The organism is Pseudomonas sp. B2M1-30 (assembly GCF_025447575.1).
Taxonomy (GTDB): Bacteria; Pseudomonadota; Gammaproteobacteria; order Pseudomonadales; family Pseudomonadaceae; genus Aquipseudomonas; species Aquipseudomonas botevensis.
This window is the reverse complement of the sequence record NZ_JAOEJT010000006.1, coordinates 188365-202040: the sequence shown is the minus strand read 5'-3', so window position 1 is coordinate 202040 and position 13676 is coordinate 188365. Positions and strand designations below refer to the sequence as shown.

General features: G+C 61.0%; 11 protein-coding genes. All 11 read right to left on the bottom strand.

Annotated elements, in window-relative coordinates; all coding sequences use genetic code 11:
* Window positions 1–118: 118 nt before the first annotated feature.
* On the bottom strand, window positions 119–964 hold the full coding sequence (kdsA, locus tag N8H74_RS14580) for a 3-deoxy-8-phosphooctulonate synthase (protein WP_262148371.1): 846 nt from the start codon (window positions 962–964) through the stop codon (window positions 119–121).
* A 4-nt stretch (window positions 965–968) separates the two neighbouring features.
* Complete coding sequence (locus N8H74_RS14575) at window positions 969–2600, bottom strand: CTP synthase (RefSeq protein ID WP_262148369.1); 1632 nt, start codon at window positions 2598–2600, stop codon at window positions 969–971.
* A gap of 274 nt (window positions 2601–2874) precedes the next feature.
* Window positions 2875–4203 (bottom strand): tRNA lysidine(34) synthetase TilS, encoded by a 1329-nt coding sequence (gene tilS / locus N8H74_RS14570; protein WP_262148367.1) that lies wholly within the window; start codon window positions 4201–4203, stop codon window positions 2875–2877.
* Between the two features lie 133 nt (window positions 4204–4336).
* Window positions 4337–5284, bottom strand: coding sequence for an acetyl-CoA carboxylase carboxyltransferase subunit alpha (locus N8H74_RS14565; RefSeq protein WP_217832627.1), 948 nt, complete (start codon window positions 5282–5284; stop codon window positions 4337–4339).
* Between the two features lie 139 nt (window positions 5285–5423).
* Complete coding sequence (gene dnaE / locus N8H74_RS14560; protein ID WP_262148364.1) at window positions 5424–8945, bottom strand: DNA polymerase III subunit alpha; 3522 nt, start codon at window positions 8943–8945, stop codon at window positions 5424–5426.
* 75 nt (window positions 8946–9020) lie between these two features.
* Entirely contained in the window at window positions 9021–9647 is a 627-nt protein-coding gene (gene rnhB / locus N8H74_RS14555) for a ribonuclease HII (RefSeq protein WP_217832658.1), read from the bottom strand.
* A gap of 11 nt (window positions 9648–9658) precedes the next feature.
* Window positions 9659–10789 carry a lipid-A-disaccharide synthase gene (lpxB, locus tag N8H74_RS14550; RefSeq protein ID WP_262148362.1) on the bottom strand — a complete coding sequence of 377 codons (1131 nt, stop codon included), beginning with the start codon at window positions 10787–10789 and terminating at the stop codon, window positions 9659–9661.
* Between the two features lie 2 nt (window positions 10790–10791).
* Window positions 10792–11568 (bottom strand): acyl-ACP--UDP-N-acetylglucosamine O-acyltransferase, encoded by a 777-nt coding sequence (gene lpxA / locus N8H74_RS14545; protein ID WP_217832630.1) that lies wholly within the window; start codon window positions 11566–11568, stop codon window positions 10792–10794.
* Window positions 11565–12005 (bottom strand): 3-hydroxyacyl-ACP dehydratase FabZ, encoded by a 441-nt coding sequence (fabZ, locus tag N8H74_RS14540; RefSeq protein ID WP_003222142.1) that lies wholly within the window; start codon window positions 12003–12005, stop codon window positions 11565–11567. The genes lpxA and fabZ overlap by 4 nt, the downstream gene beginning before the upstream one ends.
* Window positions 12006–12111: 106 nt before the next feature.
* Window positions 12112–13167, bottom strand: coding sequence for a UDP-3-O-(3-hydroxymyristoyl)glucosamine N-acyltransferase (gene lpxD / locus N8H74_RS14535; RefSeq protein ID WP_217832631.1), 1056 nt, complete (start codon window positions 13165–13167; stop codon window positions 12112–12114).
* Window positions 13168–13170: 3 nt separating this feature from the next.
* The gene (locus N8H74_RS14530) at window positions 13171–13674 is read right to left on the bottom strand and encodes an OmpH family outer membrane protein (protein ID WP_007990260.1); all 504 of its coding nucleotides are present in this window, start codon (window positions 13672–13674) and stop codon (window positions 13171–13173) included.
* Between the last annotated feature and the right edge of the window lie 2 nt (window positions 13675–13676).

Genomic DNA, 13676 nt, shown 5'->3' with positions numbered 1-13676 from the left:
TAGAGGAAATCTTTTTGCCGTCGGCAAGAGGTGTGCAGCGGGCAGCTTGCAGACGACAACGCTCATGCCCGAGGGCATGAGCGACAAATCGTGCGGTACTTTACCGGAGAAATGAGGTTTACGCGGTCTCTACCGTCGGAAAACTCTTCACCAGTTCGTCCAAAGCCTTGAGCTGGGCCAGGAATGGCTCCAGTTTGTCCAGACGCAAGGCGCAAGGGCCATCGCATTTGGCGTTGTCCGGATCCGGATGCGCTTCGAGGAACAGCCCTGCCAGCGACTGGCTCATGCCAGCCTTGGCCAGATCGGTGACCTGGGCGCGACGGCCGCCGGCGGAGTCGGAACGACCGCCTGGCATCTGCAGCGCGTGGGTCACGTCGAAGAACACCGGGTATTCGAACTGCTTCATGATGCCGAAGCCGAGCATGTCGACCACGAGGTTGTTGTAGCCAAAGCTCGAACCACGCTCGCAGAGGATCAGCTGATCGTTACCCGCTTCCACGCACTTGTTCAGGATGTGTTTCATTTCCTGAGGCGCGAGGAACTGGGCTTTCTTGATATTGATCACCGCGCCGGTCTTCGCCATCGCCACGACCAGATCGGTCTGACGCGACAGGAAAGCCGGCAGCTGGATGATGTCGCAGACTTCAGCGACGGGCTGAGCCTGTTCCGGCTCGTGGACGTCGGTGATGATCGGCACGCCGAAGGCTTGTTTGATGTCCTGGAAGATGCGCAGGCCTTCTTCCAGGCCAGGACCGCGATAGGAGGTCACAGAAGAACGGTTGGCCTTGTCGAAACTGGCCTTGAACACGTAAGGGATACCGAGTTTCTCGGTGACCTTCACGTACTCTTCGCAAACCTGCATGGCCATGTCGCGGCTTTCCAGCACGTTCATGCCGCCGAACAGCACCATGGGTTTGTCGTTGGCAATCTCGATATCGCCGACGCGGATGATCTTCTGTGCCATCGGGTTACGCCTTCTTCTGGTGTTGAGCCAATGCTGCCTTGACGAAACCGCTGAACAGCGGATGGCCGTCACGCGGAGTCGAGGTGAACTCTGGGTGGAACTGGCAAGCGACGAACCATGGATGATCCGCAGCCTCGACCACTTCAACCAGTGCGGCGTCAGCCGAGCGACCGGAGATTTTCAGGCCGGCTTCGATCAGTTGTGGCAGCAGGTTGTTGTTCACTTCGTAACGATGACGATGACGCTCGACGATCACGTCCTTGGCGTAGCAGTCATGCACCTTGGAACCGGCTTCAAGCAGGCATTCCTGAGCGCCGAGACGCATGGTGCCGCCCAGATCGGAGGCTTCGGTACGGGTTTCGACGGCACCGGTGGCATCTGCCCACTCGGTGATCAGACCCACGACCGGGTGGCCGCTGGCGCGGTCGAACTCGGTGGAGTTGGCGTCTTTCCAGCCCATCACGTTACGGGCGAATTCGATAACCGCCACTTGCATGCCCAGGCAGATACCCAGGTAGGGAACCTTGTTCTCGCGAGCATATTGGACGGCAGTGATCTTGCCTTCCACGCCACGCAGACCGAAGCCGCCCGGCACCAGAATCGCGTCGACACCTTCCAGCAGAGCGGTGCCCTGGTTTTCGATGTCTTCAGAGTCGATGTAGCGCAGGTTGACCTTGGTGCGGTTGGTGATGCCGGCGTGACTCATCGCTTCGATCAGCGACTTGTAGGCGTCCAGCAGCTCCATGTACTTGCCGACCATCGCGATGGTGACTTCGTGCTCCGGGTTCAGCTTGGCATCGACGACCTTTTCCCACTCGGACAGGTCGGCGCCATTGCATTGCAGGCCGAAACGCTCGACGACGAAATCGTCCAGACCCTGTGCGTGCAGCACGGCCGGGATCTTGTAGATGGTGTCGACGTCTTCCAGAGAGATCACCGCACGCTCTTCAACGTTGGTGAACAGAGCGATCTTGCGACGCGAGGACACATCCACCGGATGGTCGGAGCGGCAGATCAGCACGTCTGGCTGCAGGCCGATCGAACGCAGCTCTTTAACCGAGTGCTGGGTCGGCTTGGTCTTGGTCTCGCCAGCGGTGGCGATGTACGGAACCAGGGTCAGGTGCATCAGCATCGCGCGCTTGGAACCGACTTCCACGCGCAGTTGGCGGATGGCTTCGAGGAACGGTTGCGATTCGATGTCGCCGACCGTACCGCCGATTTCCACCAGGGCCACGTCGGCATCGCCGGCACCCTTGATGATGCGACGCTTGATTTCGTCGGTGATGTGCGGGATCACCTGGATGGTTGCGCCCAGGTAGTCACCACGGCGCTCTTTGCGCAGCACGTGCTCGTAGACACGGCCGGTGGTGAAGTTGTTGTTCTGGGTCATGGTCGTGCGGATGAACCGCTCGTAGTGGCCCAGGTCCAGGTCGGTCTCGGCGCCGTCGTGGGTGACGAACACTTCACCGTGCTGGAACGGGCTCATGGTGCCCGGGTCGACGTTGATGTACGGATCCAGCTTGAGCATGGTGACCTTAAGCCCCCGCGCCTCCAGGATGGCCGCCAATGAAGCCGAGGCAATGCCTTTCCCCAATGAAGAAACAACACCGCCCGTGACGAATATGTAGCGCGTCATGAAAAACCCTAGAAGTCTGCGTTAAAGCGGTCAGTGCCGCCGGGGAAAGCGAAGGAAGGCCGAAGCCCCCGATCACCTGCATTAATCACAGTGCACCTTTCAAAAAAACCGCCGCGTTGGGACAGACCGGAAGTGAAAACACCGGTACGTTGCTCGCTACACATTTTTTGGAATCGCCCAGCAAAGACTGCTTGGTAATCGGCAACTCCTGCAATTCAGGCGAATCCACAGAAGTTGTATCAAGAAGGGAGCGTAGTCTACCGGAATGCCCCTTTCATCTCAAACCTTGATCTTCACCTGTTGGCTGCCAATGCAATTTCCAGCCGTCCTGCGCAGAGCCGTCGAGCCCCGGCAGGTTCGCCACGGCAAGCAATTCCTCGCCACGAAACAGCAGCGGCAATCTGCCACGGACAAACGCCGGCACCGCGCGCTCATTGAGCAGGCGCTTGAGGTCACGATGACCACGGCCCGCCAGCTCCAGCACTTCACCGCCCTGTCGATAGCCGATGTGCAGCGGCCCGGCAGGAGTCTGACCGCTGAACATGACATGTCCGTTATCCGGCAGATGCAACGGCTGTGAAGGATCGCGCCATTCGTCGTGAATCTGCGGTGTCCGCAACCAGTGACCGCTGAGCCACCACACCCGACCGGCGCCTCGGTGCAACTCGCCATCGGCCAGCCGCCACACCGGCGCGGCATCGCTCGCGGCAGCGACGAGATCAGTCCAGCCCGACCAGTGGTCGGTGTCCGGCAATCGGGTCAGCGGTTCCAGCCAGTGACTCAGCGCGTTGCGTTGACGGGCAGCGGACAATCCGGCGAGCGCTGCAAGTTCCAGGGAGGGCACCCCGAGCCAGGCGAACCCACTCGGCGTGACGCAGCGGGCCAGGTCGATCTGCGCCAGCTCATCGAGCAGCTCTTGCGCCTCCCGCAGATGCGCGGCGCTGCGGGCCATGCTCGCCTGCGCCTGCGGCCAGCGCCCCGTCAGCGATGGCATCACCTGATGGCGCAGGTAATTGCGGGAAAACTGCCGATCCTGATTCGACGGATCCTCGATCCAGTGCAATTGATGGAACTGCGCATACGCTGCCAGCTTGGCGCGGGTGACGTCGAGCAAGGGCCGAACCAGACTGCCCTGCCCCAGCGCGCGCTGCGCCGGCATGCCGGACAGTCCCCGCACCCCGGCACCGCGCAACAGGCGAAACAGCAGGGTTTCCGCCTGATCGTCGCGATGCTGGCCGGTCAGCAGCACGTCATCGGCTTGCGTCAGCGAACTGAACGCGGCGTACCGGGCGTCCCGTGCGGCCCGCTCCAGACTGGCCCCCGCCTGCACCTGCACACGCACAACGTGCAGCGGCACTCGCAGCGCATCGCACACCGCCTGGCAATGCGCCGGCCACGCGTCGGCCGCCGCCTGGAGGCCATGATGGACATGGATGGCACTCAGCGCCGGCAGGGCGTGTGTTTGGGCGAGGTGGGCGAGCAGATGCAGCAGGACGGTGGAATCGAGCCCCCCAGAGAAGGCGACACGCCAATGCGTGGCGTTGCGCCAGGGCTTGAGATTCAGCAAGAGCCGGGAAGGCAGATCAATCGGGGACTGAGCCATATCTATCTCTTTGCCCAAATCAAATGTGGGAGCGGGCCTGCTCGCGAAGGCGTTTCAACATTCGACACATCGGTCGACTGTTATACCGCTTTCGCGAGCAAACCCGCTCCCACATTGGGTGTTGCGCGTTCGATCAGAGACCGTAGCTCATCAGACGCTCGTAACGACGGGCCAGCAGCGCGTCATTGTCGAACTTCTTCAGCATCGCCAGTTGCGCGCTCAGCTCGGCGCGGATCAGAGCGGCAGCAGCCGCCGGGTCGCGGTGAGCGCCGCCCAGTGGCTCGTCGATCACTTTGTCGACGATGCCCAGGCCTTTCAGGCGCTCGGCGGTGATGCCCATGGCTTCAGCGGCATCCGGCGCTTTTTCTGCGGTTTTCCACAGAATCGACGCGCAACCTTCCGGCGAGATCACCGCGTAGGTCGAATACTGCAGCATGTTCAACTGATCGCACACGCCGATGGCCAGTGCACCGCCGGAACCACCTTCACCGATCACGGTGGCGATGATCGGGGTTTTCAGGCGCGCCATGACACGCAGGTTCCAGGCGATCGCTTCGCTCTGGTTGCGCTCTTCAGCGTCGATGCCCGGGTAGGCGCCCGGGGTGTCGATGAAGGTCAGGATCGGCATCTTGAACCGCTCGGCCATCTCCATCAGACGGCAGGCCTTGCGATAGCCTTCCGGACGCGGCATGCCGAAGTTGCGGCGTACCTTCTCACGCACTTCACGGCCCTTCTGGTGACCGATCACCATCACTGGCTGGTCGTCGAGACGGGCGATGCCGCCAACGATCGCAGCATCGTCGGAGAAGTGACGATCACCGTGCAGTTCGTCGAACTCGGTGAAGATGTGGTCGATGTAGTCCAGGGTGTAGGGACGTTTCGGGTGACGTGCCAGACGTGCGATCTGCCAGCTGGTCAGCTTGCCGAAGATGTCTTCGGTCAGCGTCTTGCTCTTGTCCTGCAGGCGGGAAATCTCATCGCCGATATTCAGCGAATTGTCATTACCGACCAAGCGCAACTCTTCGATCTTGGATTGCAGGTCGGCGATCGGCTGTTCGAAATCTAGAAAATTCGGGTTCATAGGCGTCCGTCTTGGGTCGTGTCCCAAGTGAGCTTGGGCCGGCCGGTTGTCTATTCGCGCCCTACCTTAAGGGAGAGGCGCGCTGAGGTCGAGATTAAAAATTCAGGTTGCGGGCAGGCGAATTGATATCGCCTCCCGGTCAACGGTATTGGAGGAAGACGTTGTCTCTCCCGAACTGGTCACGCAAGGCTTGAATCAAGGTATCCGCCGGGTCTATCCGCCAGCCCTCGCCAAACTGCAGCAAGGTCTTGGCGTCCGGGCTGGTGTATTCCATGGTGACCGGGCATGCCCCGCGATGACGCTTGAGCAAATCACCCAACCAGCGTAGCTGATCGCCTTTCAGATCCTGGGTCTGCAACTTCAGACGCAGGCTCTCGGCCAGATTGGTGCGCGCATCTTCCATGCTCATCACCCGCTTGACCCGCAGGCGCAGGCCGCCGGAGAAGTCATCGTTGCTGACTTCGCCCTCGACCACCACCATCGCATCGGTCTGCAACAGCGATTGCGCGGAATGGAACGCATCGGCGAACAGCGACGCCTCGATCCGTCCGGAGCGGTCGTCGAGGGTGATGAACCCCATCTTGTCGCCCTTTTTGTTCTTCATTACCCGCAGGGCGATGATCATCCCCGCCACGGTCTGGGTATCCCGGGCCGGTTTCAGGTCGATGATGCGCTGGCGGGCGAAACGGCGGATTTCACCCTCGTATTCGTCAATCGGGTGACCGGTCAGGTACAGGCCCAGGGTGTCTTTTTCACCCTTGAGACGCTCCTTGAGGGTCATCTCCTTGGCCTTGCGGTGCGTGGCATAGACGTCGGCGTCTTCCTCGACAAACAATCCGCCGAACAGGTCGGCATGGCCGCTGTCGTGGGTGCGGGCAGTCTGTTCCGCCGACTTGATCGCCTCCTCCATCGCTGCCAGCAGCACGGCGCGGTTGCGGTCGATATTGGCCTGATAGGCTTTTTGCTCGTCATGGAAATACGGGCCGAGACGATCCAGCGCACCGCTGCGAATCAGACCGTCGAGCGTACGCTTGTTGATCCGCTTGAGGTCGACACGCGCGCAGAAGTCGAACAGATCCTTGAACGGACCGTCCTGACGCGCCTCGGTGATCGCTTCCACCGGGCCTTCGCCGACGCCTTTGATCGCGCCCAGGCCATAAACGATGCGGCCTTCGTCGTTCACCGTGAACTTGAACTCCGAAGTGTTCACGTCCGGCGCGTCGAGGCGCAGCTTCATGGTGCGCACTTCCTCGATCAAGGTCACGACCTTGTCGGTGTTGTGCATATCCGCCGACAGTACCGCCGCCATGAACGGCGCCGGATAGTGGGCTTTCAGCCAGGCGGTCTGGTACGAGACCAGGCCATAGGCGGCGGAGTGGGATTTGTTGAAGCCGTAACCGGCGAACTTTTCCACCAGGTCGAAAATGTTACCGGCGAGGTCCGCATCGATATTGTTCGACGCACACCCCTCGATGAAACCGCCGCGCTGCTTGGCCATTTCCTCGGGTTTCTTCTTACCCATCGCCCGACGCAGCATGTCCGCGCCGCCGAGGGTGTAACCGGCCATGACCTGGGCGATCTGCATCACCTGTTCCTGATACAGGATGATGCCGTAGGTCGGTGCCAGTACCGGCTGCAGGCCATCGTACTGGTAGTCCGGATGCGGATACGCCAGCTCGGCGCGCCCGTGCTTGCGGTTGATGAAGTCGTCCACCATGCCCGATTGCAGCGGGCCAGGACGGAACAGCGCCACCAGTGCGATAAGGTCTTCGAGGCAGTCGGGCTTGAGCTTTTTGATCAGCTCTTTCATGCCCCGGGATTCAAGCTGGAACACCGCCGTGGTTTCAGCCTTTTGCAGCAGGCTGTAGGTCGGTTTGTCGTCGAGCGGGATCAGCGCGATGTCCAGCGGCGCCTCGTTGACCTTGGCGCGATCGCGGTTGATCGTTTTCAGCGCCCAGTCGATGATCGTCAGGGTTCGCAGACCGAGGAAGTCGAACTTCACCAGGCCGGCGGCTTCAACGTCGTCCTTGTCGAACTGGGTCACCAGGCCGTCGCCGGCCTCGTCGCAATAGATCGGCGAGAAGTCGGTCAGCTTGGTCGGCGCGATCACCACACCACCGGCGTGTTTACCGACGTTACGCACCACGCCCTCGAGCTTGCGCGCCATTTCCCAGATTTCCGCAGCCTCTTCATCGACCTTGATGAAGTCGCGCAGGATTTCTTCCTGCTCGTAGGCCTTTTCCAGGGTCATGCCGACTTCGAACGGGATCATCTTCGACAGACGATCCGCCAGCCCGAACGACTTGCCCTGCGCCCGCGCCACGTCACGCACCACAGCCTTCGCGGCCATGGAACCGAACGTGATGATCTGGCTCACCGCATTGCGGCCGTACTTGTCGGCCACGTAGTCGATCACCCGGTCGCGACCGTCCATGCAGAAGTCGACGTCGAAGTCGGGCATGGAAACCCGTTCCGGGTTGAGGAAACGTTCGAACAGCAGGTCGTATTCCAGCGGATCGAGGTCAGTGATCTTCTGCACATAGGCCACCAGCGACCCGGCACCCGACCCCCGGCCAGGGCCGACCGGCACGCCGTTGTTCTTGGCCCACTGGATAAAGTCCATCACGATCAGGAAGTAACCGGGGAACCCCATCTGGATGATGATATCCAGCTCGAAATTCAGCCGGTCGATATAGACCTGACGCTTGGCGTCGTAATCCTCGGTGGTGTCCTTGGGCAGCAATATCTCAAGGCGTTCGTCGAGGCCATCGAACGACACCTTGCGAAAGTATTCGTCGATGGTCATGCCATCGGGGATCGGATAGTCGGGCAGGAAGTGCTTGCCCAACTTCACGTCGATGTTGCAACGCTTGGCGATTTCGACGGTGTTTTCCAGCGCGTCCGGCAGATCACTGAACAGCTCAGCCATTTCTTCGGCGCTTTTCAGGTACTGCTGATCGCTGTAGTTCTTCGAACGGCGCGGATCGTCCAGCGCCCGACCTTCACCGATGCACACGCGGGTTTCGTGGGCTTCGAAATCTTCCTGCTTGATGAAGCGCACATCGTTGGTCGCCACCAGCGGCGCGCCGAGTTTGTCGGCCAGGGCCACGGCACCGTGCAATTGCTCTTCGTCATTGACGCGGCTGGTGCGCTGGATTTCCAGATAGAAACGATCCGGGAACACTGCCATCCATTCGCGCGTCAGGGTCTCGGCCTCGCCGGGGTTACCGGCGATCAGGGCCATGCCGATCTCGCCTTCTTTGGCGGCGGACAGCATGATCAGGCCTTCGCTGGCCTCGGCCACCCATTCGCGCTCGATGATGATCATGCCGTTGCGCTGACCATCCATGAAACCGCGAGAGATCAGCTCGGTGAGGTTGCGATAACCCAGGGCATTCATCACCAGCAGGCTGATCCGGCTCAGCGGCGCATCCGGATCCTTGTTCGACAGCCACAGGTCGGCGCCGCAGATCGGCTTGATCCCCGCACCCATGCTGGTTTTATAGAATTTGACCAGGGAACACATGTTGTTCTGGTCGGTGACCGCGACGGCCGGCATGTTCATACCGGCCAGGGCCTTGACCAACGGCTTGATCCGCACCAGCCCGTCGACCAGGGAGTATTCAGTGTGCAGGCGTAGATGAACGAATGAAGCCGGCATAGTGATCCTGTCCAGTTACATAGAGACAACAAGGCCCGGATTGTACCGGGCCTCGAACAAAACATCAGCCTGCCGCTAAACCGGCGTCAGACCTTCCAGCGCTTCGTAAGCCTGACGCACCGGGGCGAACGAACGCCGGTGAATCGGCGTCGGGCCAAGTCGCGTCAGGGCTTCCAGATGAACGGGGGTCGGATAGCCTTTGTGGCCGCCGATGCCGTAACCCGGATAGATCAATTCGAACGCGGCCATCTCGCGATCACGGCTGACCTTGGCCAGAATCGATGCCGCAGCGATCGCCGGCACCTTGCTGTCGCCCTTGACCACCGCTTCGGAACGCATCGGCAGTTTCGGGCAGCGGTTGCCGTCGATCATCGCCAGCTTCGGCTGGATGTGCAGGCCGGCCACCGCGCGCTGCATCGCCAGCATGGTCGCGTGCAGGATATTCAGCTCGTCGATTTCTTCGACCTCTGCGCGGGCGATGCACCAGCTCAGGGCTTTTTCGCAGATTTCGTCGTAGAGTTTTTCGCGCCGGGCTTCGGTGAGTTTCTTCGAATCGTTGAGGCCGAGGATCGGCCGGTTCGGATCGAGGATCACTGCCGCCGTTACCACTGCACCGCACAACGGGCCGCGACCGACTTCATCGACGCCGGCCACCAGCTCTTCGACTTCGGCGACCAGGGTGAAATCCAGGCCCATCTGCATGCTTGTTTTGCTCATCGTGTTTGACCGATCAGGTTCAGGACGGCATCCGCCGCCTGATTGGAGGCGTCGAGGCGCAAGGTGCGGTGAATCTCGTCGAAGCCACGGGTCTGCTCCTCGCCCCCCTCGATCAGCGGCGAAAGCGTCTGGGCCAGCGCTTCGACCGTCGCATCATCCTGCAACAATTCCGGCACCAGCAGACGCTGGGCCAGCAGGTTCGGCAGCGACACGTACGGACTCTTGACCATGCGTTTGAGAATCCAGAACGTCAACGGTGCCAGACGGTACGCCACCACCATCGGTCGCTTGTACAGCAGCGCTTCGAGGGTGGCCGTCCCGGAGGCAATCAGCACCGCATCACAGGCCGCGAGAGCCAGATGGGATTTGCCGTCGAGCAGGGTCACCGGCAGATCGCGACCGGCCAGCAACGCTTCCAGTTGCGCACGACGCTCAGGATTGGCGCAAGGCATCACGAAACGCACACCGGGACGCATGGCCCGCAGGCGCTGGGCGGTATCGAGGAACAAAGCACCGAGACGACCGACTTCACCGCCACGGCTACCCGGCATCAGTGCCACCAGCGGCCCGTCGGAAAGACCCAGCTCGGCGCGTGCCGCACTGCGATCGGCTTCCAGCGGAATGGTATCGGCCAACGAATGCCCGACGAACCGCACCGGCACGCCCTTCTCTTCGTAGAATTTTGCTTCGAACGGGAACAGCGTCAGCATCAGATCGCAGCCTTCGCGGATCTTCAGCACACGCTTCTGCCGCCAGGCCCAGACCGACGGACTGACGTAATGCACCGTCTTGATCCCGGCCTGACGCAGCTTGAGTTCGATATTGAGGTTGAAATCCGGGGCATCGATGCCGATGAACGCGTCCGGCTTCTCGGCAATCAGCGTGGCGATCAGCTCTTTACGTCGCTTGAGCAGCTCGCGCAGCCGCCCGAGCACTTCCACCAGGCCCATGACCGACAGGCGCTCCATGGGAAAGTAGGAGGTCAGGCCTTCGGCCTGCATCAGCGGGCCGCCGACACCAATGAACTCGACCGCCGGGTGCTGTGCCTTGAGCGCCCGCATGATGCCGGCGCCCAGGATGTCGCCGGAAGCTTCACCCGCCACCAGCGCAATACGCAGATTGGCCATGATCAGCGGGTGATGCCGCGAGTCGACGACTGGATGGAGTCACGGAACACCGCGACTTCCGGGAACTGCGCGGCAGGTTCGGCCAGTTCCGCCAACGCCTGCTCCACCGTCAGACCCTGACGGTAAACGGTCTTGTAGGCGCGGCGCAGGGCATGGATCGCATCTTCGCTGAAACCGCGACGGCGCATGCCTTCGAAATTCATGCTGCGCGCCTCGGCCGGGTTGCCGAATACGGTGACGAACGCCGGAACGTCCTTGCCGATCGCCGTGCCCATGCCGGAAAAGCTGTGGGCGCCGATATGGCAATACTGGTGAACCAGGGTGAAACCGGACAGGATCGCCCAGTCTTCAACGTGTACATGCCCGGCCAGCGCTGTGTTGTTGACCAGGATGCAGTGGTTGCCAATCACGCTGTCGTGACCGATGTGGGCGTAGGCCATGATCAGGTTGTGGTCGCCCAGGGTGGTTTCCGAGCGGTCCTGAATCGTGCCACGGTGAATCGTCACACCTTCGCGGATCACGTTGTGATCGCCGATCACCAGGCGGGTTTCTTCGCCCTTGTACTTCAGATCGGGGGTGTCTTCGCCTACCGAGGAAAACTGATAGATACGGTTGTGCTTGCCAATGCGGGTCGGGCCTTTGAGGACCACATGCGGCCCGATCACGGTTCCCTCGCCGATTTCCACACCTGCGCCGATGATCGACCACGGGCCGACCTCGACACCCTCTGCCAGGACGGCCGACGGGTCGATGATTGCGCGAGGGTCAATCAAACTCATAGCTTGCGTTCCGCACAGATGATTTCAGCGGAGCAGACCGGCTTGCCATCGACCGAAGCCTGGCATTCGAATTTCCAGATCTGACGCTTGCAGCTGATGAACTTGGCTTCAAGGATCAACTGGTCGCCCGGCAATACCGGCTGGCGGAAGCGCAGCTTGTCGGAGCCGACGAAGTAATACAGGGTGCCGTCGGCCGGCTTCACGTCGAGCATTTTGAAACCGAGGATCCCGGCAGCCTGAGCCATCGCCTCGATGATCAGCACGCCCGGCATGATTGGATGCGCCGGGAAGTGACCATTGAAGAACGGTTCGTTGATGCTGACATTCTTGTAGGCGCGAATGCGCTTGCCTTCGGTGTCCAGCTCCACTACCCGGTCCACCAGCAGGAACGGGTAACGGTGAGGCAGGTATTCGCGAATCTCGTTGATGTCCATCATTTCGGGGGGAAGCCTATGTAAAGATTGGGAGCGCGACTGACGCGCACTCCTCTAGCAAATCAAGGAGGCAGTCCAGAGGCTGTGCACACTTGATATGGAAATGGTATCAGCCATCAGATGAAGCATTACCGCCAGGGGTCACTTCCCCTGCCTGCTTTTCCAGCTGTCGCAGACGTCGCGCGATGTCATCGAGCTGACGGATGCGTGCCGCGCTTTTGCGCCACTCGGCAGCCGGTTGCATGGCTGTGCCGGAGGAATAGGCGCCCGGCTCGGTAATCGAGTGGGTCACCATGGTCATCCCGGTCAGGAAAACGTTGTCGCAAATATCGATGTGCCCTACCAGGCCGACACCACCGGCGAGCATGCAGTGCTTGCCGATTTTGGTGCTGCCGGAAATCCCCACGCACGCGGCCATGGCGGTGTGGTCACCGACCTGGACGTTGTGGGCGATCTGGATCTGGTTGTCGAGCTTCACGCCATTGCCGATCACGGTATCCGCCAGGGCGCCGCGGTCGATGGCGGTGTTCACGCCGATCTCGACATCGTCGCCGATGGTCACGCCGCCAATCTGGGCGATCTTCTGCCAGACACCCTTCTCGTTGGCGAAGCCGAAGCCTTCCCCACCAAGCACGGCGCCGGACTGGATCACCACACGCTTGCCGATGCGAACGTCGTGATACAGCGTCACTCGGGGAGCCAGCCAGCCACCCTCGCCGACTTCACTGCGGGCACCGATAACGCAATGTGCACCGAGCGTCACGCCCGCGCCGATGCGGGCACCGGCCTCGATCACCACGAAGGGACCAATGCTGGCAGTCGGATCGACCACCGCGTCCGCTGCGATCACAGCGCTCGGATGGATACCGGCAGCGGATTTCGGTTTCGGATCGAACAGGTGGGAAATGCGTGCGTAAGCCAGATAGGGATCCGGCACCACCAGCGCATTACCGGCATAGCCTTCGGCATCCGCAGCCTTGAGCAGCAGCGCTGCCGCCTGCGAGCCCGCCAGGTATTTACGGTATTGAGGGTTTGCCAGAAAGCTCAACTGAGCTGGGCCAGCCTCCTGCAAGGTGGCCAGCCCAGTGATTTGCTGCTCGGGATCGCCACTCAGGGTGGCGCCGAGGAACTCGGCCAACTGGCCGAGCTTGATAGTCACGGTCATGGGTTACTTCAGCTGATTCATGCGCTCGATAACCTGGCGCGTGATGTCGTACTGAGGTTTGACATCGATCACTGCGCCACGCTCGAACACCAGGTCAAAAGCACCTTTCTTGATGACTTCTTCCACTGCGCTATCCAGTTTCGGCTTCAGTTGCTTGAGCATTTCGCGGTCGGCAACGGCTTTGGCTTCGTTCAGTTCCTTGGACTGGAACTGGAAGTCACGGGCCTTTTGCTTGAATTCCAGCTCCAGACGCTCACGCTCGCCTTGCTGCATCTTGTCGCCGCCCGCCATCAGACGGTCCTGAATGCCCTTGGCGCTGCTTTCCAGCGTCTTGAGCTTGGTCAGTTGCGGGCCGAACTTCTTCTCGGCATCCACGGCGTATTTCTTGGCCGCGTCGGACTCCAGCAGTGCCATCTGATAGTTCAGGACAGCGATTTTCATGTCGGCAAATGCCGGGCCTGCCACCAGTACGGAGGCCAGGAGAACCAATTGAGTCAACTTACGCACGA